The 20,248-nt window shown below is 67.6% G+C and carries 20 protein-coding genes, 1 tRNA gene and 1 pseudogene; 10 read left to right on the top strand and 12 right to left on the bottom strand.

All coding sequences use genetic code 11. From position 1 onward, the window contains the following. Positions 1-36: 36 nt before the first annotated feature. Positions 37-246, bottom strand: a complete 210-nt coding sequence (locus ACTMO_RS21990; RefSeq protein ID WP_019854584.1) for a helix-turn-helix domain-containing protein — start codon at positions 244-246, stop codon at positions 37-39. A gap of 85 nt (positions 247-331) precedes the next feature. On the opposite strand from ACTMO_RS21990, the gene ACTMO_RS0110165 reads away from it, so the two are divergent. Then, on the top strand, positions 332-982 hold the full coding sequence (locus tag ACTMO_RS0110165) for a cyclase family protein (RefSeq protein WP_019854583.1): 651 nt from the start codon (positions 332-334) through the stop codon (positions 980-982). A gap of 186 nt (positions 983-1,168) precedes the next feature. Here ACTMO_RS0110165 and ACTMO_RS20875 read toward each other — a convergent pair whose 3' ends face one another. Then, positions 1,169-1,903: a YwaF family protein gene (locus tag ACTMO_RS20875; RefSeq protein ID WP_033401870.1), complete on the bottom strand. Its 735-nt coding sequence runs from the start codon at positions 1,901-1,903 to the stop codon at positions 1,169-1,171. 438 nt (positions 1,904-2,341) lie between these two features. On the opposite strand from ACTMO_RS20875, the gene ACTMO_RS0110155 reads away from it, so the two are divergent. Together ACTMO_RS0110155 and ACTMO_RS24095 are read left to right on the top strand one after the other, a co-directional pair. After that, a complete protein-coding gene (locus tag ACTMO_RS0110155; protein ID WP_019854581.1) occupies positions 2,342-2,803 on the top strand; it encodes a hypothetical protein in 462 nt (153 codons plus the stop codon). Positions 2,804-2,948: 145 nt separating this feature from the next. Next, positions 2,949-3,209 (top strand): annotated as a pseudogene (locus ACTMO_RS24095) (NUDIX hydrolase); the annotation flags it as partial. 332 nt (positions 3,210-3,541) lie between these two features. Here the strand turns inward: ACTMO_RS24095 and ACTMO_RS0110145 are convergent. Both ACTMO_RS0110145 and ACTMO_RS0110140 read right to left on the bottom strand, forming a co-directional pair. Next, positions 3,542-3,763, bottom strand: coding sequence for a hypothetical protein (locus ACTMO_RS0110145; protein ID WP_033401869.1), 222 nt, complete (start codon positions 3,761-3,763; stop codon positions 3,542-3,544). Positions 3,764-3,768: 5 nt separating this feature from the next. Further along, complete coding sequence (locus tag ACTMO_RS0110140) at positions 3,769-4,137, bottom strand: hypothetical protein (RefSeq protein ID WP_245556115.1); 369 nt, start codon at positions 4,135-4,137, stop codon at positions 3,769-3,771. A gap of 125 nt (positions 4,138-4,262) precedes the next feature. On the opposite strand from ACTMO_RS0110140, the gene ACTMO_RS0110135 reads away from it, so the two are divergent. Both ACTMO_RS0110135 and ACTMO_RS0110130 read left to right on the top strand, forming a co-directional pair. Then, positions 4,263-4,994, top strand: coding sequence for a helix-turn-helix domain-containing protein (locus ACTMO_RS0110135; protein ID WP_019854579.1), 732 nt, complete (start codon positions 4,263-4,265; stop codon positions 4,992-4,994). Between the two features lie 9 nt (positions 4,995-5,003). Next, entirely contained in the window at positions 5,004-5,579 is a 576-nt protein-coding gene (locus ACTMO_RS0110130; protein ID WP_019854578.1) for a class IV adenylate cyclase, read from the top strand. A gap of 359 nt (positions 5,580-5,938) precedes the next feature. On the opposite strand, the gene ACTMO_RS0110125 is transcribed toward ACTMO_RS0110130, so the two are convergent. After that, positions 5,939-6,012 (bottom strand) — tRNA-Leu (locus ACTMO_RS0110125). A gap of 214 nt (positions 6,013-6,226) precedes the next feature. Between ACTMO_RS0110125 and ACTMO_RS0110120 the strand changes: the two genes are divergently transcribed. After that, complete coding sequence (locus ACTMO_RS0110120; protein ID WP_026449068.1) at positions 6,227-6,841, top strand: ANTAR domain-containing response regulator; 615 nt, start codon at positions 6,227-6,229, stop codon at positions 6,839-6,841. Positions 6,842-6,930: 89 nt separating this feature from the next. On the opposite strand, the gene ACTMO_RS0110115 is transcribed toward ACTMO_RS0110120, so the two are convergent. Continuing rightward, complete coding sequence (locus tag ACTMO_RS0110115) at positions 6,931-7,380, bottom strand: PaaI family thioesterase (protein WP_019854576.1); 450 nt, start codon at positions 7,378-7,380, stop codon at positions 6,931-6,933. A gap of 63 nt (positions 7,381-7,443) precedes the next feature. On the opposite strand from ACTMO_RS0110115, the gene polA reads away from it, so the two are divergent. Both polA and ACTMO_RS0110100 read left to right on the top strand, forming a co-directional pair. After that, positions 7,444-10,134 carry a DNA polymerase I gene (gene polA, locus ACTMO_RS0110110; RefSeq protein WP_019854575.1) on the top strand — a complete coding sequence of 897 codons (2,691 nt, stop codon included), beginning with the start codon at positions 7,444-7,446 and terminating at the stop codon, positions 10,132-10,134. Positions 10,135-10,467: 333 nt separating this feature from the next. Then, positions 10,468-10,860 (top strand): VOC family protein, encoded by a 393-nt coding sequence (locus ACTMO_RS0110100; RefSeq protein WP_019854573.1) that lies wholly within the window; start codon positions 10,468-10,470, stop codon positions 10,858-10,860. Positions 10,861-10,963: 103 nt separating this feature from the next. Here ACTMO_RS0110100 and ACTMO_RS0110095 read toward each other — a convergent pair whose 3' ends face one another. The 4 genes from ACTMO_RS0110095 to ACTMO_RS0110080 all read right to left on the bottom strand — a co-directional run bounded on the left by ACTMO_RS0110095 (position 10,964) and on the right by ACTMO_RS0110080 (position 15,699). Further along, positions 10,964-12,985 (bottom strand): YhgE/Pip domain-containing protein, encoded by a 2,022-nt coding sequence (locus ACTMO_RS0110095; protein WP_019854572.1) that lies wholly within the window; start codon positions 12,983-12,985, stop codon positions 10,964-10,966. Beyond that, positions 12,982-13,644 (bottom strand): hypothetical protein, encoded by a 663-nt coding sequence (locus tag ACTMO_RS0110090; protein WP_157062857.1) that lies wholly within the window; start codon positions 13,642-13,644, stop codon positions 12,982-12,984. Before ACTMO_RS0110090 ends, ACTMO_RS0110095 begins: the two co-directional genes overlap by 4 nt. Before the next feature lie 75 nt (positions 13,645-13,719). After that, positions 13,720-14,700: a GNAT family N-acetyltransferase gene (locus ACTMO_RS0110085; RefSeq protein WP_019854570.1), complete on the bottom strand. Its 981-nt coding sequence runs from the start codon at positions 14,698-14,700 to the stop codon at positions 13,720-13,722. 48 nt (positions 14,701-14,748) lie between these two features. Then, positions 14,749-15,699, bottom strand: coding sequence for a class I SAM-dependent methyltransferase (locus ACTMO_RS0110080; protein ID WP_019854569.1), 951 nt, complete (start codon positions 15,697-15,699; stop codon positions 14,749-14,751). 409 nt (positions 15,700-16,108) lie between these two features. Here ACTMO_RS0110080 and rpsA point away from each other — a divergent pair, with 409 nt between their 5' ends. Continuing rightward, positions 16,109-17,626 (top strand): 30S ribosomal protein S1, encoded by a 1,518-nt coding sequence (gene rpsA / locus ACTMO_RS0110075; protein WP_019854568.1) that lies wholly within the window; start codon positions 16,109-16,111, stop codon positions 17,624-17,626. Positions 17,627-17,766: 140 nt separating this feature from the next. Further along, entirely contained in the window at positions 17,767-18,972 is a 1,206-nt protein-coding gene (gene coaE / locus ACTMO_RS0110070) for a dephospho-CoA kinase (protein ID WP_019854567.1), read from the top strand. On the opposite strand, the gene ACTMO_RS0110065 is transcribed toward coaE, so the two are convergent. Both ACTMO_RS0110065 and ACTMO_RS0110060 read right to left on the bottom strand, forming a co-directional pair. Further along, positions 18,959-19,465: a ribonuclease FAU-1 family protein gene (locus ACTMO_RS0110065; protein WP_019854566.1), complete on the bottom strand. Its 507-nt coding sequence runs from the start codon at positions 19,463-19,465 to the stop codon at positions 18,959-18,961. The two genes, coaE and ACTMO_RS0110065, sit on opposite strands and share 14 nt — an antisense overlap. A 142-nt stretch (positions 19,466-19,607) precedes the next feature. After that, positions 19,608-20,177 (bottom strand): ribonuclease FAU-1 family protein, encoded by a 570-nt coding sequence (locus ACTMO_RS0110060; RefSeq protein ID WP_019854565.1) that lies wholly within the window; start codon positions 20,175-20,177, stop codon positions 19,608-19,610. Positions 20,178-20,248: the final 71 nt, after the last annotated feature.

The raw sequence follows: 20,248 nt of genomic DNA, 5'->3' as shown, positions 1-20,248 counted from the left end.
AGACGATCCGGGTCCGCCTGGGGAGCGGACGGTAAATCACTGTTCGGGACGCCCCAGGGCCTTGTACACGGTCTGCGGGGAGACCCGGGCCAGAGCTGCGATCTCCCTGCGGTTGAGCCCGGCGTCATCGGCCTCGCGGATGGCCCGGCGGGTGCGTTCCCAGAGTGCCTCCAACCGCTGCTCCACCGCTGTCCGCTCCTCGGCCAGAGCGGTCAACGTGCCTCGCGCCGTCTCGGGGTCCTCCATGGGAGTCGAGTCTGCCCGGCAGGGGAAAGCTTCGCGAGCGGACACGCTGGAGAGCCCGGGCGACCGCCGTGCCAGACTGGCGGACATGCGTCTGGTCGATCTCAGTCACGTGGTCGAACACGGCACGGTCACGTATCCGGGGCTGCCGACCCCGGTCGTCGACACGTACCTGCCCTTCGAGGACTCGGCCGAGCACTACGCTGCCGGAACCGAGTTCACGATCGGCCGGATCACCATGGTCGCCAACACGGGCACCTACCTCGACACTCCCGCGCACCGGTTCCGGGACGGTCACGACGTGTCCGGCCTGGCGTTGGAACGCTGCGCACTGCTTCCCGCCGTGGTCGTCGACGCCGGACCGGGGGCCGTCGACGAGTGGGTGTTCTCCGGACACCGGGTCCGCGACGCCGCGGTGCTGCTGCGTACCGGCTGGGACCGCCACTGGGGGACCGAGCACTACGGCGACCCCTCCCACCCGTATCTGACCGAGGACGCCGCCTCCTTCCTGGTGGAGGGAGGAGCGCATCTCGTCGGTATCGACTCGGTCAACATCGACGACACCTCCACAGGAGAACGTCCGGCACACACACGACTGCTCGCCGCCGAGATCCCCATCGTCGAGCATCTGACCAATCTCGACGTGCTGCCCGCCTCAGGAGCGACCTTCACGGCCGTTCCCGCCGCTGTCCGGGGGATGGGGACGTTCCCGGTGCGCAGCTTCGCAGCGTTGCCCTGAGTTGGGTCGTGGCCCGGAGGGAGGAGTCCGTCTCGGAGGAGGGAAAGACGGGGCTGCCCCATCGGACAGCGCGGAGGGGAGCGTCTTTCCGGGCAACCCACACGGCTGGCCCTCATGCGAAGCCGGTTCTTCCGTGCCGTACTGTCCCTCTCCGCACCGAGCACGGTGATTGCACCGCCGGTGATGTCATGACGTCGTGGACCTCCTCCACCGGGCCGGTTTCCCGGGGGAACGCGTCCACGGCCAGGTGATCAGCGCCCACGCGGTGAGTCCCACCACGAACTCCACCGCGAGATACCACGGCCACGGGCCCATGACATCCAGCAACGAGGGGTTGTTCGGCTTGGAGTTGAGGAAACCGTAATTCGTGCCGGTGACCCGGTTGAACCAGAACACGGCCACGCCCCACACGACCGTGACCATGACCGTGGTCGCGAAGTCACGCCAAACCGGCCGCAGCCCCAGACCCCAGGTCAAATAGATGGCCGCCCACACCACGAGCGTGTGCTGCGTCCAGAAGTCGACGAAGTCGATGTGCGGAAAGCTCGGCGCGTCCAGGGCGGGAGTGAGCATGGCCTGGGGATTGAGCGTGAGCCCCCAGTAGTACGTCAGCGAGTACGCCCACTGCCGATGTGTCCACAACGCGTACACGGCCACGATCCAGGTGAAGTCGGACAGGTGCAACGGCAGCGAAACGCTGATGTTCCACTGTGAGGGCAACACCCGGTAGACCTGCATCGCTACCGCGAACAACCCCAGAGACAACGCGAACGCCCTGGTGAACAGCACACCCGCACGGGTCCCTCGATGTCGGCGCCCCGCACGGACGAGCAGCAGCGCCCCTACGGCGAGCACCCCGAGGAGCACCCAGTGGGAAACGCCGTAAGGAGTGAACGTTTCTGCCGTGCCCGCTTGGCCCACGAGGTGAAGGTAGTAGACGAACCATCCCACTCGCCCGAAGAACCATGTGGGGCACCACTGGCGGAATCCCAACCCGATCGGTCCCGCGTTCTTCCCGGTCCTGGTGATGTCGCGGGGATCCGGGGCGATGGTTCAGGGGAGGAGCGGATGTGCCTGGGGAATCGGGCACCGGCGGCGGGCTTGGTCCGGGTGAGGCTGCTGGTGGGCCACGTGCCGACGGCTGACGAGCACGTCCGCTCCAAGAGTCGCTCGACGACAGAGTCGAATCCGTGTCCGTGTATTGCCGTGTGGTTTTCCCGCCGTTTGCTGAGAACCCAGTCAGCTCGAAGTCTCGGACTGGGAGAACCATCGCACGGTGACGACGGTGGAGTCCTCCTCGGCTTCCCATGAGTGTTCGAGGCCGGGCCCCAGGCGAGGTGGTCACCTTGGCGTGAGTGCATGGGGCTTGTTCAGCGTGCCGCCGAGGTCGCCGAGTCGTTCGTCGAGCCGCTGGGACGTCGGTGGCTGCACGACATCGGCTACGCTTCCGAGATCGGGCACACGGGCTTTCATCCGCTCGACGGGGCGCGCTACCCGCGTGGTCAGGGGTGGCCGGAGACGATCGTCAACCTCGTGGCTCACCACTCCGGTGCCCGCTTCGAGGCCGAGGAGCGCGGGCTAGCGGCGGAGCTGGCCGAGTTCCCGTTCGAGGACTCGCCGCTGCTCGACGCGCTCGTCGCGGCGGACCTGACCACCGGCCCCGCCGGTGAACGCTTCGACTACGACGAACGCATGGACGAGATCCTGAGCCGCTACTCGCCCGGCGATCCGGTCCACCGGACGTGGACGCGGGCACGGCCGGTCATCGCCGAGGCTGTCGAACGAGCCGAACGCAGACTCACCGAGACGGAACCAAGGTAAGGATGGCGTCTCCCAACATCGCTGCCCCGCTATTCGGCACGGGGTGGTGCCTTCGTGGCCCAGCCGGACGCTGGACATGGCCGATATCACCGTGCCTTCCGGGGAGCGCTTCGAGCATCACAAGGTGTGACTTCCGCCGGCGAGGATGGTTCTCGTGCTGAATGAGAACGAGAGCCACGTCCTGCTCTCCTACCGTCACCGGTTCGTCTCCGACGTGTGGAACTACGAGCTCCCCGGTGGTCTGCTGAATGAGAACGAGTCCGCGGCCACCACGGCTGCTCGCGAGTTGGAGGAGGAGACCGGATACCGCGCCCGTTCGATCGAGCCGCTGGTGACGTTCGAGCCGAACATCGGCACCGTCACCAATCCGCACCACGTCTACCTCGCCCGAGGCGTTGAACGAGTAGCCGAGAGCGTGGAGCTCAACGAGGGCAACTTCATCTGGGTGCCGGTTGAGGAACTGCGGAAGTTGGTCTCCTCCGGGGGATCGTCAACTCGGGAACACTCGTGGCGGTTCTGCACTACCTGGCGTTCGACGCACGCTAGTGCTGTGACCGCAATCCTTCGCAGGTTTGTGCGGCCAGTCTGTGTCGGTGAGGCGTGCTGGCGGAGTAAGAAGGCCCGGTGCCGTGTCGGGGGTGGCACCGGGCCGGATCGGGGACGGGGGGTACTGCCCCGGCCGGTCGGGGGATGGGGAACCGGGGCAGTCAACGGCCGCGTGGCGCCAGCGGCCGAAGCTCAGGGCTGTTCGCCCAGCAGGATCCTGGTGCACTCCTGGCAGGTGGGGGCCTGGAACCAGTCGAGTTCACTGGGTTGGGCCATCGCGCACTGGACGTTGCACACCGACGTGTCGGCGCTGCGGCCGTCCCACTTGTGGCCGCGGAAGGCGTGGCGGGTCCAGCGGTAGCCGGTTCTGTCCGGGACGGGAAGCCAGTAGTGGTGGGTCTGGGTCGCGGTCATGGGAATCACTCCGTGGGTTTCCAGCGAGGGGTGGGGCCGGGCAGATTCAGGTAGGCGGCGAAGCACTCGGGACAGAACCGCTGGGTGTGCCGCATCCGGTCTCCGGAGTTCGGCGGTGCCTCGACAGGGCCGTGCCCGCCGAGCGTGTCGACCGGCCCGCCGGTTTCCGGGGGAGTCGTCAGCGTGGCGTGCTGTGCCCCGCCCTCGGCCGGGGTGACCCAGTAGACCGTGTGCCCGTTCTCCGGCGGGTCCACATCGAGCATGTCGCGCTCCACCGCCTCCAGCACCGACCGGGCCAGCCCCCGGCCGATGGGTGCCGTTGCCGCGTTCATCATTTCCAGCATCGACAGGGTGAGCGGGCGACCCAATTCCAACTCGGGATTCTCATAGTGAGAAGATCGTTCTCGTGTGGAACTCACTCAATGTTCCCGAATCAGTGTGGAAGCGCGATGACTTGCGGAAAGCATGTCGTGACCGTGACGTCGGGGAACTTTTCTGGGTGTTGCAACGCTCGGCCGGAGTTACGCAGTCTCAGCTTTTCGGGGCCACAAACATCCTTCAAGGACGTGTCAGCGAGATCGTCAACGGCTCACGTAAGATCACGGCCTTTGAGGTTTACGAACGCATCGCCGACGGGTTGAACATGCCGGATGAGGTGCGAGTTCTGCTCGGATTGGCACCGACACGCCCTCTGGGTGTGGACCACTTGGGGGCAGCTAACCAGGCCGAGCTGCTGGCGACATACCCGTCCCAGTCCAGCGCCACACCGGATATCCATCGGGCAGCCGCCAGCGCCAGCACGATCGAGATCGTAGCGGTGCGCGGGTTGGGCATCCTCGCGATGAACGACTCCCTGCTCCGGTCGGTCGTCAGCCGTAGTCGTCCCAGGGTGAGCGCTCTGCTGCTGGACCCCAACGGCGAGGCAGCGCGGCGTCGAGCCAGCGAGGTCGGCGAAAGCTGGAGAGTGTTCAAATCGGGAGTAGAACTCAGCGTCTCCCGTCTTGAGGAGCTGAGCGCGTACACCGACGTACGCGTGTATTTCTACGACATGCTGCCGACCTGGCGAGTACTGAGTCTCGATGATGTCCAGTTCGTGTCCGTCTTCGGGGAAAACCACGAGGGACACACCTCACGGATGTACAAGATTGCGGAAAGTTCGCACGGTGCGTTACACCGGGGCTTTCGCAGGTTCACCCGCGAACTGCGCAACCAGGCCGTCCGGATCGTGTAGGGAGCCGCCGTGGCTGTGGAGGCCGAACTGAAGGCACGCGTTCGTCACCCCGAGGCGGTGCGCGAGCGGCTGGTTTCGCGTGCCGTTGAACACGTGCAGGTCTACCGGGACCGCTACTTCGACCGACCGAGTGGGGAGCTGACCGATCAGGGCTACGAGGTGCGGCTGCGAACAGTGGAGGGCGAGCACTCCTCGACAACCGTGCTGACCTTCAAGGAACCCGCCGTGCACGCCAGTGGCTCCAAACCCGAGCACGAGACCACCGTCGCCGACGGGCAGGCCGTGGCGGCGTTATTGACCGGTCTCGGACTGACCGAACGCATCGCCTTCAGCAAACACTGCCGCAACCACCGGTTCACCGAGAACGGCTACGACCTGCTCGCCACCCTGGTCCACGTCCCCGAACTGGAAGGCACCTTCCTCGAAGTCGAAACCCAGGTCGAACGCACCGAGGATGTCCCAGCCGGATTGGCGATGGTACGCGCGGTCCTGAACTCGTTGGGCGTCGTCGAGGACGATCTCACCACCGAGCAGTACACCGATGCGGTGGCAGCACAACGGGCCCGGACAGCCAGTGTCGAGTGACCCAGTCAAACCCCCGGCCCGGCGTGGTCGGGGGCTTGGTGTATGGAGAGGGGCATGAGCCTGCGCCCCTTCCCCGCCGAGTCGGACTTCGGAAAGTGGGATGGTGCTGTCCGCCGATCCGGCTGAGACCAAGCACGCGCTCGTCGGGGGATCGCCTCCGAGCGTGAAACGTGATCTTTGATCCAAGACAGCGGGACCGCTGAACGAGTGATCCCCCATGGCGAGAGTCACCATGGGGGACCGTCACGGATGCGCGCCAGCGAGTTTGTGGACCCTCAGACGCAGTCGAAAGCGGTACCAAAGCGGTACCTTGATCTTGCGATGTGATCAAGCTCAGGCTCATGACCTGGTAAAACCGGTGCCCCCGGTCCGATTCGAACGGACACTACACGGATTTTGAGTCCGCCGCCTCTGCCTGTTGGGCTACGGGGGCCTTACCTGCGAACAGCATACGTCACCGGAGATCGTCACCTGCGGGCGGGGTCTGCCGGTGTCGCGACCCACACGGCCCGAGGGGTCCGCGTGGCCCAGCTCTCATCCCCACCGCACGCGGCCCCTGCCGCTCTCCGGAGGGTGCGCGAGACGATAAGCTGCACTCTCCGGTGCGACCGCACCGGAAACACCCGAGAACCATCCAGGAGGATCCGGTGAGCACGCCGGCTGCCGAGGACCCGAACACGGCGACGAATGCTGCCCAGCATCGCGTGCTCGTGGCCGAGGACGAGGCGCTGATCAGGCTCGATCTGGTGGAGATGCTTCGTGAGGAGGGATATCAGGTCGTCGGTGAGGCCGGTGACGGCGAAGAGGCGGTTCGTCTCGCGGAGGAACTGCGTCCCGACCTGGTGATCCTGGACATCAAGATGCCGAAGATGGACGGCATCGAGGCGGCCTCCTCCATAGCGGGGGAACGGATAGCTCCCGTGGTGATCCTGACCGCTTTCAGCCAGCGTGAACTGGTCGAACGGGCCAAGGAGGCGGGGGCCATGTCCTACCTGGTCAAGCCGTTCGCCAAACGTGACCTGGTTCCGGCCATCGAACTGGCCGTCTCCCGGTTCGCCGAGGTGCAGGCCCTGGAGGCCGAGGCGGCCAACCTCTCCGAACGTCTCGAATCGCGCAAGACGATCGAACGGGCCAAGGGGTTGTTGATGAGCAACCACGACATGTCCGAGCCGGAGTCCTTCCGCTGGCTGCAACGGACCGCCATGGACCGGCGTACCACGATGAAGGCGGTTGCCCAGGCGGTGCTCGACAGCCTGGAGTGAGCCTCGCGTCTCACGGTCCGCTCCGCCAGAGCCCCTCCGGCGGAGGAGGACGGCACCGATCCGGTCGGTTCCGGACCGGTGCCGTGTTGTCAGCTTCCGGTTTTCCGCTCCCGCAGCACGCAGGTCAACCGCGCCGAACAGGTACGCTTGCCGCGCTCGTCGGTGACGACGATCTCGTAGGTCGCCGTGCTGTTCCCCCGGTGCAGCGGCGTGGCCACGCCGGTCACCTTCCCCTCGGCGACGGCGCGGTGGTGAGTGCACGACAGTTCCAGTCCCATCGCGATCCGGTCCTGCCCGGCGTGCAGCGCGGCCGCCACCGATCCCAACTGTTCGGCCAACACCGCGTTCGCTCCGCCGTGCAGCAGTCCGTAGGGTTGCCGGTTGCCGGACACCGGCATGATCCCGACCACACGATCGGGGTCGTACTCGGTGATCTCGATGCCCATCCTGCTTCCGAGCTGTTCCTCCTCGGAAACCAGGGGCTCGGCCCCCGGTTCGTTCGTGCCGGGCAGCACCGTTCCGTTCGTTTCCTCTGCCACGTGTTCCTCTCCTGCCCTGTACGCGACCACTGACGGGGGATGAGCCTAGACTCGCACGCCGTGATGGCATCCGAGCACCGACGCCTGCTGCTGATCGACGGCCACTCGATGGCCTACCGAGCGTTCTACGCACTGCCCAAGGAGAACTTCCAGACGGGGACCGGACAGCACACCAACGCGGTCTACGGGTTCACCTCGATGCTGATCAACCTGTTGCGGGACGAGCAGCCGACGCATCTCGGGGTGGCCTTCGACGTCTCGCGTCAGACCTTCCGGTCGGAAACCTATCCCGAGTACAAGGCCAACCGGGGCTCGACCCCCGAGGAGTTCCGCGGTCAGGTGAGCCTGATCCAGGAAGTGCTCGGTGCGCTGAACGTTCCCGTGCTGAGCAAGGACAACTACGAGGCCGACGACGTCATCGCCACGTTGACCCGCCAAGCCGTGGGTGAAGGGTTCGATGTCAGCATCTGCACCGGGGACCGCGACTCGCTCCAACTGGTCTCCGAGAGCGTCACCGTGCTCTACCCGAGCAAGGGCGTCTCCGAGATGACCCGGTTCACCCCCGAGGCCGTGCGGGAGAAGTACGGCCTGACCCCCCAGCAGTATCCGGACTTCGCGGCTCTGCGTGGTGACCCCTCGGACAACCTCCCCAAGATCGACGGCGTGGGGGAGAAGACCGTCACCAAGTGGATCCAGCAGTTCGGTTCGCTGGCCGAGCTGGTGGACAGGGCCGACGAGGTCACGGGCAAAGCCGGGGAGAAGCTGCGCAACCACATCGCGCAGGTGCTGCGCAACAGGGAACTCACCCAGCTGGTCTCCGATCTGGAACTCGGATACCTGCCCGACGACCTGGCGATGCGGCAGTGGGACCGCGAGGCGGTGCACCGCGTGTTCGACAACCTGGAGTTCCGGGTGCTACGCGAACGCCTGTTCAACACCCTGTCCACCGAGGAACCCGAGACCTCCGAGGGGTTCGAGGTCTCCGGAGGCGTCGTCGAACCGGGAACCCTGCGGGACTGGTTGGACCGGCACGCCCGGGACGGCGCGCGGGTGGGGTTGTCCTGCCGCGCCAGCTGGTCCCAGGGCAGTGGTGATCTCGGCGGGATGGCCGTGGCGACTTCCTCCGGGAACGGAATCTACGTGGACCCGGCCGAGTTGACCCCGGACGACGAGCGGGCGTTCGGGCAGTGGCTGGCCGACGAGTCCGTGCCGAAGGCCGCGCACGACGTGAAGGTCTCCGTGCACGCCGTCCGGGAACGCGGTTGGGACCTGAAGGGGGTGAGCAGCGACACCGCCCTGGCAGCCTACCTGGTTCGCCCGGGGCAGCGCTCCTTCGCTCTCGGCGACCTCGTCGTGCGCTACCTACAGCGCGACCTGGACGTGCGGGGCGGAGACGGGGAAGGGCAGCTCTCCCTGCTGGAGGACGAGGACCGGACGCGTGAGGACGCCGCCGTCTCCGAGATGATCCGGGCCAGGGCCGTGCTGGAGCTCGCCGAGGCGCTGGACGGCGAGCTGGAGAGCATGGAGAACAGGAGGCTGCTCACCGAGCTGGAACTGCCGCTGCTGCGTGTGTTGGTCGACCTGGAGGAGGCCGGGATCGCGGTGGACCAGCGACGGTTGGAGGAACTCGGGGACCGTTTCACGGCGCGGGTCGAGCAGGCCGCCCAGCAGGCCTGCTCCGTCATCGGCAAGGAGATCAACCTCGGCTCGCCCAAGCAGCTGCAGGCGGTGCTCTTCGACGAACTGGGGATGCCCAAGACGAAACGCACCAAGACCGGCTACACCACCGACGCGGAGGCCCTGCAGGGGCTGTACGAGAGAACCGAGCACCCCTTCCTGCGGTACCTGCTGGAGCACCGGGACGCGACCAAGCTCAAGACCACGGTGGAGGGTCTGGTCAAGGCCGTCGCCCCGGACGGGCGGATCCACACCACGCTGAACCAGATGATCGCCTCGACGGGGCGGCTGTCGTCGACGGAACCGAACCTACAGAACATCCCCGTCCGCACCGAGGAGGGGCGACGGATCCGGGAGGTGTTCGTGGTCGGGGAGGGCTACGAGACCCTGCTGACCGCGGACTACAGCCAGATCGAGATGCGGATCATGGCCCACCTCTCCGGTGACGAGGGACTGATCGAGGCGTTCCGCACGGGTGAGGACCTGCACAACTACGTGGCTTCCCAGGCCTTCGGCGTCCCCATCGACGAGGTCGACCAGGAACTCCGGCGCCGGGTGAAGGCCATGTCCTACGGGTTGGCCTACGGACTGTCCGCCTACGGGCTGGCCCAGCAGCTCCGGATCTCCAACGAGGAGTCCAGGCAGCAGATGGAGGCCTACTTCGCCCGTTTCGGCCGGGTGCGGGACTATCTGCGGGAGGTCGTGGAGCGGGCCCGTCGGGACGGTTACACCTCCACCATCCTCGGACGGCGTAGGTACCTGCCGGACCTGCTCAGTGACAACCGACAGCGTCGGGAGATGGCCGAGCGCATGGCACTGAACGCTCCCATCCAGGGCAGCGCCGCCGATATCATCAAGGTGGCGATGTTGGGAGTACACAGCGCGCTGAGCAGCCAGGGACTGTCCTCCAGGATGTTGTTGCAGGTGCACGACGAACTGATCATCGAAGTGGCCGAGGGGGAGACCGAGGCGGTCGAGCGGCTGGTCCGGGAACAGATGAGTTCGGCCGTGCGGCTGGACGTGCCCCTGGATGTCTCGGTGGGCACGGGAGGATCCTGGGACGCCGCGGCGCACTGAGTGCGGCGGGCCGTCGCGGTGTCCGCCCCGACGTTCCGGGCGGAGACCGTCGGCGACGCCACGCACCCGGTGTTTCCGAGGGGGAACGCTCTGTGATCGCCCGGCGCTGGCCCCCGCCGAAAGAGCCAGGTGGTTGTCCCCCGGAGGGAGTGGTGCGGTTAGGCTGCCCGGGATTCGGTGGCGCGTCGGCGGCACAGGCTTCGTCGGGGGGTTCCAGTGGTCGTCTCATCGGGGGGTTCGAGCCGCCGGACAACCGACGTGACACGACACGGGAAACCGCGGACGGGTCGGAACCCGATACCGGGGGTCCTCGGGTTCCGGCGAAGGAGGAACATGATCAGCGTCGACAGGCTGGACCATTTGGTGCTTACCGTGGCCGACGTCGAGCGTTCCCTGGAGTTCTACGAGAACATTCTCGGGATGCAGCCCGTGACCTTCCAGGGCGAGCGACGTGCGGTGCGTTTCGGGCAGCAGACCATCAAGCTGCACGCCGCCAGTGAGCTGGCGGAGCCGACGGCGACGCATCCGGTCCCCGGGTCGGCGAATCTGTGTTTTGTCACCGGCAACGCCCTCAGCGAGGTTCAGGAACACCTCAGGTCCAACGACGTGCGCATCGAGGCGGGTCCGGTGGTGCGCACCGGCACCGAGGGTCCGATCACCTCGTTGTACCTGCGGGACCCGGACGGCAACCTGATCGAGATAGCGCGCTACGACGAGCGGGAGTAGTCGTCCGGGCACATCCTCGCGAGCGCGGCCGGTGACGGATCGACGGTCCGTCACCGGCCGCGGGTTTGCCGGGAGGTTTTCGCTCCTCAGTACCGTTTTCGGCTCACAGGGACAGTTCCGGCCGGAGCCGGGAGGCCGTCCAGACCCGTTGGCGCATGGCGGCCACCGTGCTCAGCAACAGCCCGCACACCAGGTAGCAGAGCAGCACCAGCGCCGCCTGAATCGCGTTGTCCGCGCTGCCGCCGTAGATCAGGTGCCGCAGCCCGTCCACGACGTAACCGAGCGGAAGGACCTTGTGCAGCGGGTGCAGCACCTCGGGTGTGCTCTGCCAGGGGAAGGTTCCGCCCGCCGTGATCAGCTGTAGCACCAGGAACACCAGTGCCAGGAACTTGCCCTTCGGGCCGAAGGCCGCGTTGAGCGAGTGCACCACGGCGGTGAACGCCAGCGAGGTGAGGATCAGCAGCCCGAGGGTCCACCAGGGGCTGGCCGTGTCGACGCCGATGCCGAACACCACCACCGAGTACAGCAGCACCGCCTGGATGGTTCCCACCAGTGCGGCGGGCAACCAGCCCCCCAGCGCCGTCCGCCACGGTGCCACCCCGGAGGCCAGGGCACGGTTGGACAGCGGACGCATCAACAGGAACAGCACGAAGCCGCCGATCCACAGGGCCAGTCCCATGAAGTACGGGGCGAGGCCGGCTCCGTAGGTGCCCGCGTCGGTCTGGGCCGTTTCGTCCACGGCCACCGGATCCCCGATGGTTTTCGCGGTGGCCTCGCGGGTGGACTCGTCCGGGTTGGGGATGTCCTCGGCTCCCGTGCCGAGTTTGTCGGCGAGTTCGTGGGAGCCGTTCACCAGCTGGTCGGAGCCGTTGGACAGCCGGGAGACCCCGGAGTTCAGCTCCTCGGCTCCGGACACCGCCTCGCGTTGTTTGTCCCGCAGTTCGGTGGCTCCCTCGTGCACCTGCCGCGCGCCGCCGGCCAGTTTCTCCGACGCGGCGTCGAGTTCCTTGATCCCGTTCGTCAGCTGCGGGATGTTGTTGGCCAGTTCCCGGCTGGCCCGGGCAACCCGCTGGGAACCGTCCGACAGTTCCTGGACCCGCTTCACCCGCTGCTGCACCTGTGAGTTGGCCTCGTCCAGGGGCTGGTCGAGCTGTTCGAGGGACTCGGTGACGCGTTCGATCTGCTCCTCGGACAGGCCGAGTCCGCGTAGACGGTCGACGACGTCACCGCGCACCCCGTCGAGGCGGTCGGCGATGCCTTGGGAGATCTCGCCGACCTCGGAGGCCTTCTCGGCCAGCTCCGCGTTGCCCTCGGCGACCCGTTCCGCTCCGTCGGCCAGCTGGTCGGTCTTCTTCGGCAGGTCGGCGGTTTTGTTCCGCATCTGCGACAGCCCGTCGTGGAGTTCGCTGTTGCCCCTGGCGATCCGTCCGGACGCCGTGGCCAGCTCGTCGGCTCCCTGGGCGAGTTTGCGCTGCCCCACCAGTAACTGTTGTGTTCCCTGGTGGGTCTGATCCAGGCCCGTGTCCAGGTCCCCCGCCCCGTCCGCGAGGTCACCGGCCCCGTCGGCGGCGCGCACGGTCTGGTCGTGCACGGTGCTCAGCCCCAGCAGCAGTTCGCGTGCCGCGTCGCTGCCCGCGTCGGCGGAGACGGTCTCGCGGACCCGGCTGACCACCTTGTCGGCGATCGTTCCGGCGAGGTAGTTGTTCGCGTCGTTGGTGATCAGGCGCAGGCGGGCCTGTTCCGGTTCGAACTCGCCGGGGGACAGCAGTGCACGGGAGAAGTCCCGGGGAATCACCAGGGCGAAGGTGTAGGTGCCCTCGGAGACCCCCTCGTGCGCCTGTTCGCCGCTGACCCGGTGCCAGTCGAAGTCCCCGGAGTCGGTCAGGTTCTGGTAGACGTCCTCGCCCGCCGTGAGCTGGCTGCCGTCGTCCCTGGTGGCGCCGGTGTCCTCCACGGCCACGGCGGCGGGGACCGTCTCCAGGTTACCGTAGGGGTCCCAGTTGGCGTAGATGTAGAGCGCGCCGTACAGCAGCGGCACGAGGGTGACCGCCACCAGCGCCAGTTTGGGGAGTTTTCCGGAGGTCAGTCGGCGCAGTTCGGTTTTGGCCAGTCGAAACGTGGTCATGATGTGGTTCCCGGGGTTTCCTGGTCAGGAGTGCGGAGGGTGTCCGTCCGAGTCGGAGGGTCCTCGGTGGTCGAGCTGGTGCCGATGCGGACGGTGGGCGCGTTCAGGTCGTCGGCCGAGTGGGGCGAGCAGACCACCACCACGGCGTAGCCGTGCTCGGCGGCCTCACGGGCCGCCGGATACCAGTTCAGGGGGTCGTCCCCGTGTCGGTCCGGGCAGTCCAGGACGAGTGCCTCGGTGCCGCGCGGGGCTCGTCCCAGGTCCAACAGCACCCTGGTGCGGATCCGTGGGGGGAGCTGTTCGAAGCGTGTGTGGGCCCATTCGTCCAGACCGCGTCCGGTGATCCAGCGCCGCACGGCCTTCCGGCCGCAGCGACGTCCGGCCAGGCTGAGTCCCTCGCCGACGATCTCGGTCAGTTCGAGCGCTCCCTCCGGTTCGGTGATGTCGGGGGCGTCGATCACCGAGACCGTCTCGCGCAGCCGGGCCGGGTTTCCGCGCCCGTTGCGCAGTACGGTTCCCCGGTCGGGCCGTAGCCGTCCGGAGAGCACGAGGGCGAGAGCGGTGCGTCCCGATCTGGGTGGACCCGTGACGAGCAGGAGTTCTCCTGATCGTGCTCGTAGTGAGGTGGGTTCGAGTAGCGGTCCGTGCGGACCGTTCACTCCGACGTCCGCTGCGACGATCTCCACGGCTCGGCGTTGCCTTTCGCGTCGCGACCGGCCCCGCCAGGCGTGGTGTCAGCGCAACGCGGTGGCCGGTCTGATCTCCCATATGGTCCACAGTGGTCGGTATCCCTGCCGGTGCCAGAACACCGGGGACAACGGGTTCGCGGGGTTGTAGTACAGGAAACTGCCCACCGCCCCGGCCGCAGCGAAGTCGCTGTGGGCCATCGCCATCAGGTCGCGACCGATGCCGGTGCCCCGTTGGTCCTCGCGGACGGACAGGCAGTTGACGTAGCCCCACAACCCGGTGCCGAGTCGGTGTCCACCGTGGTGGCTCTCGGTGTCGACCCAGCCGCACTCGGCCAGCCCGAGTACCTCCTCGTCGCGTTCGGCCAGCCAAACGGGGTCACCACCTGTCGTGTTTTCCCGGGGGGAGGTGCCCCGCGGGCTGCTTCCCGAGCGCAGCCGGACTCTGAGCACGCTGCGTTTGAGTTCGGCCGCGTCGGGTCGCAGGACGGAGGAACCGACGAGGGCGGCGTACTCGAGCTCGGCCATGGCCAGCTCGACCACCTCGTCCAAATCGGGCGGACCCGCCCGACGCACTTTTACGGTACCAGACAGTTCCGTATCTACGTTCGGTGCCCGCGTGCGTACCGCGAGGCAGGACAGTGGAACGAAGCCGTGGTCGAGCAGCGCCCGACTGGCCCGCACGTCACGACTGGGCCAGGTGACCAGGCAGGAGGAGTCCGTCTCCGCGGGGGAACGGCTGGCCACCTGCTTCCCGAAGGCTCGGAGCAGGGCGTCCATTCCCTCGTGAGGACGATCGCCGACCAGGGGGAACAGTTCGTGTGTCTCCGTGGTCGTCCACAGGCTCGGCAGTGAGCCGGGAGGCTGTCGTGTGTGCGTGGTGAGACCGGCCACCGGTGGTTCCCCCGGGCGTGTGCGGGCCACCAGGGGTTCGCCGTCCCGGGGCAGGGGGTAGGAGTCCGGCAGTGCCGGATCCAGTCGCCGGAATCTCTCCTGCTGGGCATCGAGCAGTTCCTGTGCGTTGTTCACGACGCCTTCCGGGTCTCGTCTGGTCACGGGTTCCCTCGGAGGGGCTGGTCAGCGTCCCGGCGCCGACTCCGGTCGTTCGGGAAGCAGGCAGCGGAAGATCGCGGTGCCCGGCAGGGTTCTGCCCCGCAACGGACTCCACTGGCCCCACACCTGCGTGTGATCCTCGGGCCACTCCGGCTCGACCAGCTCCAGCAGCCGAAAACCCGAGGACGTGATCTGGGAGACGTAGTCGCCGAGAGTGCGGTGATGTTCGACATAGGTGGCCCTTCCCGTGGCGTCGATCTCCACGTAGGGGCTGCGGTCGAAATAGGACTGCACCGCGGTCAGCCCCTCCGGGCCGGGATCGTCGGGAAAGGCCCAGCGAACGGGGTGTGTGACCGCGAAGACCCACAGGCCCCCGGGACGCAGCACCCGGGCCACCTCGCGCATCACCTGCTCCGAGTCGGCCACGAACGGAACACCGCCGAAGGCGGAACAGGCGATGTCGAAGGAATCCGCGGCGAACGGCAGCATGTCGGCGCTGCCCTGGACGAGGGCGACGTCCGTACCCGTGCGCGCGTTGGCCGCCGCCGCGTGACTGAGCATCCTGCCCGAGATGTCCAGGCCCACCGGCCGGGCTCCCCGTGAGGCCAGCCACCGGGAGCACGCCGCCGCCCCGCAACCGACCTCCAGCACGTCCCTGCCGGAGACCTCGCCCAGCAGACCGGCCTCGCTCTCGCGAAGCCGTTCCGGGCACCACAGGAACTCGCGCTCACCCAGCATCGAACCGTGTTCGGCCAGGTAGTCGTCGGCGTCGGCGTCCCACCACAGCCTGCTGGCCGAACGCGACTCGGTGGGTCCGGGGTGACGGGCCGCGGGCCCGACCGTGCCGAGGATCCGTTCGGCGTTCGCGTGCTCGGACGCCCCGCCGGGGGAGTGCGTCCCCTCCGCGGGAACGCCGGCGACGTCGGTGCCGGTCCTCTCCCGGTGCGTGCTCTCGCGGGGTGCGTGCTCCGTCACTGTGCCCTCCGTGGTTTCTCGCCCGAACCGTCCTCACCGCGCGGGTGAACAGGCGACCCGCGCGAAACCGGCGGGGCGATTTGCCCCCCGATCGTCGGGGCGGGTACGCTATCGCTCGCACCAGGAGTATGTCTCCGCCAGGGCCCGTGTTCGAACACGGCGCCGGGGTCACCCCTTTCGCGTGGTCCGTCCATCCGCAGGGACTCGTCCCGAGATGGTCGTTCTCCGGAAAAACCGCGCGGGAAGCCACCGGCCGCGTCGCTTCCCGGTGGAAGTTACGGCCTCCGGCGACCCGTGGGGCGCGGCGGGGGACGAACCGCGCGCCGGCGGGGCCTGTGGGAGACGGATCCGGGTGTGTGAGAAAGCTAGACCCGACAACCGATCTATCCGTACCGGAGCAACCCACCTGATGTCCACCGACACCACCACCGTCCCGACTGCAGCCGCCACCAAGCCGCAGGTCGCAGTGAACGACGTCGGGACGGAGGAGGACTTCCTCGCCGCCGTCGACCAGACCATCAAGTACTTCAACGATGGCGACATCGTCGAGGGCACTATCGTCAAGGTCGACAAGGACGAGGTCCTGCTCGACATCGGCTACAAGACCGAGGGCGTCATCCCGTCCCGGGAGCTGTCCATCAAGCACGATGTCGATCCCGCCGAGGTCGTGGCCGTCGGCGACTTCGTCGAGGCGCTTGTCCTGCAGAAGGAGGACAAGGAAGGCCGTCTGATCCTGTCCAAGAAGCGTGCGCAGTACGAACGCGCCTGGGGGACGATCGAGGATCTCAAGGACAAGGACGAGCCCGTGCGTGGCTCCGTCATCGAGGTCGTCAAGGGCGGTCTCATCCTCGACATCGGTCTGCGCGGCTTCCTGCCCGCCTCCCTGGTCGAGATGCGGCGTGTCCGCGACCTGCAGCCCTACGTCGGGCGCGAGCTCGAGGCCAAGATCATCGAGCTGGACAAGAACCGCAACAACGTCGTGCTCTCCCGTCGTGCCTGGCTGGAGCAGACCCAGTCCGCCGTGCGCAGCGAGTTCCTCAACCAGCTGCAGAAGGGGCAGGTCCGCAAGGGCGTCGTTTCCTCCATCGTCAACTTCGGTGCCTTCGTCGATCTGGGTGGGGTCGACGGTCTGGTGCACGTCTCGGAGCTGTCCTGGAAGCACATCGACCACCCCAGTGAGGTGGTCGAGGTCGGCCAGGAGGTCACCGTCGAGGTTCTCGACGTGGACATGGACCGTGAGCGGGTCTCGCTGTCGCTGAAGGCGACCCAGGAGGACCCCTGGCGCCAGTTCGCCCGGACCCACGCGATCGGCCAGATCGTGCCGGGCAAGGTCACCAAGCTGGTTCCGTTCGGTGCTTTCGTCCGCGTCGACGAGGGCATCGAGGGGTTGGTGCACATCTCCGAACTGGCCGAGCGCCACGTGGACATCCCCGAGCAGGTCGCCCAGGTCGGCGACGAGGTGATGGTCAAGGTCATCGACATCGACCTGGAGCGCAGGCGCATCTCGCTCTCGCTGAAGCAGGCCAACGAGGGCTTCACGCCGGACTCGGAGTTCGATCCGACGCAGTACGGCATGGCCGCCGAGTACGACAACGAGGGCAACTACATCTACCCCGAGGGCTTCGACCCGGAGACCCAGGAGTGGAAGGAAGGCTACGAGGCCCAGCGCGAGGAGTGGGAGCGTCAGTACGCCCAGGCTCTGGAGCGGTACGAGGCCCACATGCGCCAGGTTGCCAAGGCTGCCGAGGCCGACGCCGCGGCCGCTGCCGCCACCGGTGACGAGCAGACCGAGGAGGGGGACTACACCTCCTCCACTCCCTCCGCCGAGGCGACCTCGTCCGCTCCGGAGGAGGACGAGCAGCCGAGCGCCATGGCCAGTGACGAGCAGCTGGCCGCCCTGCGGGAGAAGCTCTCCGGCGGTGCGTGAGCCGGCCTCGCGCCGACCCACCGTGTGACCGACGCGGCCCCGTACTCCGGTGCGGGGCCGCGTCGCTCGTCGGGCCCACACCGGCCTCTCGTACGGGGCGGGCTTCGTTCCGCGGCGGGCGCCCTGGCAGGATGACGTGGATGTTGCGTGTTGGGCTCACGGGAGGAATCGGTTCGGGCAAGTCGACGGTCGCCGAGCGGCTGGCGCGACACGGTGCCGTCGTCGTCGACGCGGACCGGATCTCCAGGGAGGTGGTCGCCCCCGGGACCGAGGGGTTGGCCGAGATAGCCGCTCGGTTCGGCTCCGAGGTGCTCGACGAGGAGGGCGCCCTGGACCGCGCGGCCATGGCACGACTGGTCTTCGCCGACGAGACGGCCCGGCGTGACCTGAACGGCATCGTCCATCCCAGGGTCGCCGCCCGTACCTCCGAACTCGTGGCCGCGGCGGGCGAGGAGGCGATCGTGGTCCATGACGTCCCGCTGCTCGTGGAGAACGGCTACCAGGCGGACTACCACCTGGTGATCGTCGTCGACGCTCCGGTCGAGCAGCGTGTCCGTCGACTGCTCGAGCGTGGGCTGGCGGAGGAGGACGCCCGCGCCCGTATCGAGGCGCAGGCCAGCCGGCAGCAGCGTGCGGAGGCCGCCGACGTCTGGCTGGACAACTCCTCCGATCCGGCGGGACTGTACGCCGAGGTGGACCGGCTGTGGGAACAACGTCTCGTTCCCTTCGAGACCAACGTGCGGACCCGCACCCCCTGTTCGCTCGGGGGGATCGAACCCACCGAACCCGACCGGGACTGGCCGCGTCAGGCCCGCCGCGTGGCGGCGCGGATAGCCGAGGCGGTCGGGGGCGAGGGCACGCGTGTCGACCACATCGGCTCGACCTCGGTGCCGGGACTGATCGCCAGGGACGTGCTCGACCTGCAGCTCACGGTTCGCTCCCGGGATGAGGCGGAGGAGTTGGCCGAACCACTCGCCGCAGCGGGGTTCCCCCGGTCCTGCGACTCCGATTCGGAGGATCCGTGGAGCGGTGCCGGGCGGGGGTGGTGGAGGCGGAGGCACCTCTCCGCCGACCCGGGGCGCGGGGTGGAACTGCACCTGCGGTTGGAGGATACGGCCAACTGGCGACTGGCGTTGCTGCTGCCGGCCTGGTTGCGTTCCGACGAACGTGCCCGCGCGGAGTACGCGGAGCTCAAACGCCGGTACGTGGATCCCTCCGGTGCGGGTGCCGCCGTCGCGGAGTACTCCGCGGCCAAACGGGCCTGGTTCGAAGGGGCGTTACCCCGTGCCGAGCGGTGGGCGGAGCGTACGGGGTGGAGTCCCCACCGGGAGGTCACGCTCCGGTGAACACTCCGCGGTAGGCCAGCCACTGGTCGAGATCGCGGTGGAGGCTGATCTCCTCGAAAGTTCGGTGCACCGTGTGCAGGGCCAGGTCGGCCTCCTCCGGCGAGAGGACACCGTCGCTGACGGCGGAGGCGAACTCCCCCGAGTTGACGATGCGTGGTGTCCCCCGCTCGGGAACCTCCAGACCCAGTTGTAGATCGGTCGTGATCCAGGACCACGCGTCCCGGTCGATGTGCACGGCGGTCAGCAGGCTTCCCTCGGGACGCGCGTGGCGGCTACGCGGGCGGTACCGAGTGAGCCGTAATCCCGGTTCGGGCAGTAACCAGGTGACCTCACTTCCGTGCGTCGGGTCGTGCGGGGTGCTGTACTCCATGCACAGCCCCCATCTCTCCAGGTGACAGTCGTCCAGTTGCTGGACCGTTCCGGAGCCCAGGTGCCGTTGGGCACTCGCTACGTCGACGATTTCGACATGCTGAGGAGTGATCACCGAACCCACGGGCCCGACCGTAGCGCGGAAATACTGTGAAATAGCCAACAAGACCGATCCGTTATGTAACCTTTGGAACTTGTTCGCGGGACGGTTACACACGCACCGGTTCATTCCCCAGAACGTTGGTTGTGCGTCAAGGAGTCTTCTGCTACTGGGTGTTCTCCTCGGTGGTCGGCGAGCGGCGCCGCAGTTCCACGCCGAGGGAGCGCAACCAGGCCGCCGTGTCGTAGTCGTGTCTGGCCAGGGCGTCCACGGTGGTGTGGGTGGTGGTCAGCGCCAGCTGCGCGATCCTCTCGTCCAACAGCTCGGCCCGCAACGCCGTCACGAACTCGTCGGTGTCGAGCACCTCGGCGAACCGGTTTCGGAACACCACGATGTCCAGGTAGAGGTCCACGCTCCGCCACCGGTGGGCCCCGCTCGTCACGGAGACGACGTCCAGGTAGAAGTCCTGATCCCGTTCGTGGCCGGGCTTCCAGCGGTAGTCACTGACCCGCAGGTTGAGCTCGGGCAACAGCCAGGACTCGAGGTAGGCCAGTTTCGGGTGGTCGACGATCGGGCGGGCCATGTACAGCCCGAAGCGTTCCCGGCGGAACTCGTCCACGGGGCGTACCACGCCCTTGGAGTCGGTGTTGGTCCCGGCGACCAGATCGAACACCTCCACCTTCGGAGGATGGACCGGAAGACCGAGACTCTCGGCGATCTCGTGCTGCGAAGTCACGCTGACACCGTAGACAGCACGAGGGGGTGCTGTCGCCGGTCACGACGGACACGCGTCTCGTACCGGCCACG

Origin of the sequence: Actinopolyspora mortivallis DSM 44261, assembly GCF_000384035.1 — a bacterium.
Taxonomy (GTDB): domain Bacteria; phylum Actinomycetota; class Actinomycetes; order Mycobacteriales; family Pseudonocardiaceae; genus Actinopolyspora; species Actinopolyspora mortivallis.
The sequence above is the reverse complement of the archived record's forward strand: the minus strand, read 5'-3'. Positions and strand labels throughout refer to the sequence as shown.

What these genes read in the sequence shown, in the direction of transcription:
- polA (WP_019854575.1), top strand. Translation starts at nt 7,444, where the DNA reads ATGGCATCCGAGCACCGACGCCTGCTGCTGATCGACGGCCACTCGATG.
- rpsA (WP_019854568.1), top strand. Translation starts at nt 16,109, where the DNA reads ATGTCCACCGACACCACCACCGTCCCGACTGCAGCCGCCACCAAGCCG.
- coaE (WP_019854567.1), top strand. Translation starts at nt 17,767, where the DNA reads ATGTTGCGTGTTGGGCTCACGGGAGGAATCGGTTCGGGCAAGTCGACG.
- ACTMO_RS0110145 (WP_033401869.1), bottom strand. Translation starts at nt 3,763, where the DNA reads ATGACCGCGACCCAGACCCACCACTACTGGCTTCCCGTCCCGGACAGA.
- ACTMO_RS0110100 (WP_019854573.1), top strand. Translation starts at nt 10,468, where the DNA reads ATGATCAGCGTCGACAGGCTGGACCATTTGGTGCTTACCGTGGCCGAC.
- ACTMO_RS0110095 (WP_019854572.1), bottom strand. Translation starts at nt 12,985, where the DNA reads ATGACCACGTTTCGACTGGCCAAAACCGAACTGCGCCGACTGACCTCC.
- ACTMO_RS0110165 (WP_019854583.1), top strand. Translation starts at nt 332, where the DNA reads ATGCGTCTGGTCGATCTCAGTCACGTGGTCGAACACGGCACGGTCACG.
- ACTMO_RS0110155 (WP_019854581.1), top strand. Translation starts at nt 2,342, where the DNA reads ATGGGGCTTGTTCAGCGTGCCGCCGAGGTCGCCGAGTCGTTCGTCGAG.
- ACTMO_RS21990 (WP_019854584.1), bottom strand. Translation starts at nt 246, where the DNA reads ATGGAGGACCCCGAGACGGCGCGAGGCACGTTGACCGCTCTGGCCGAG.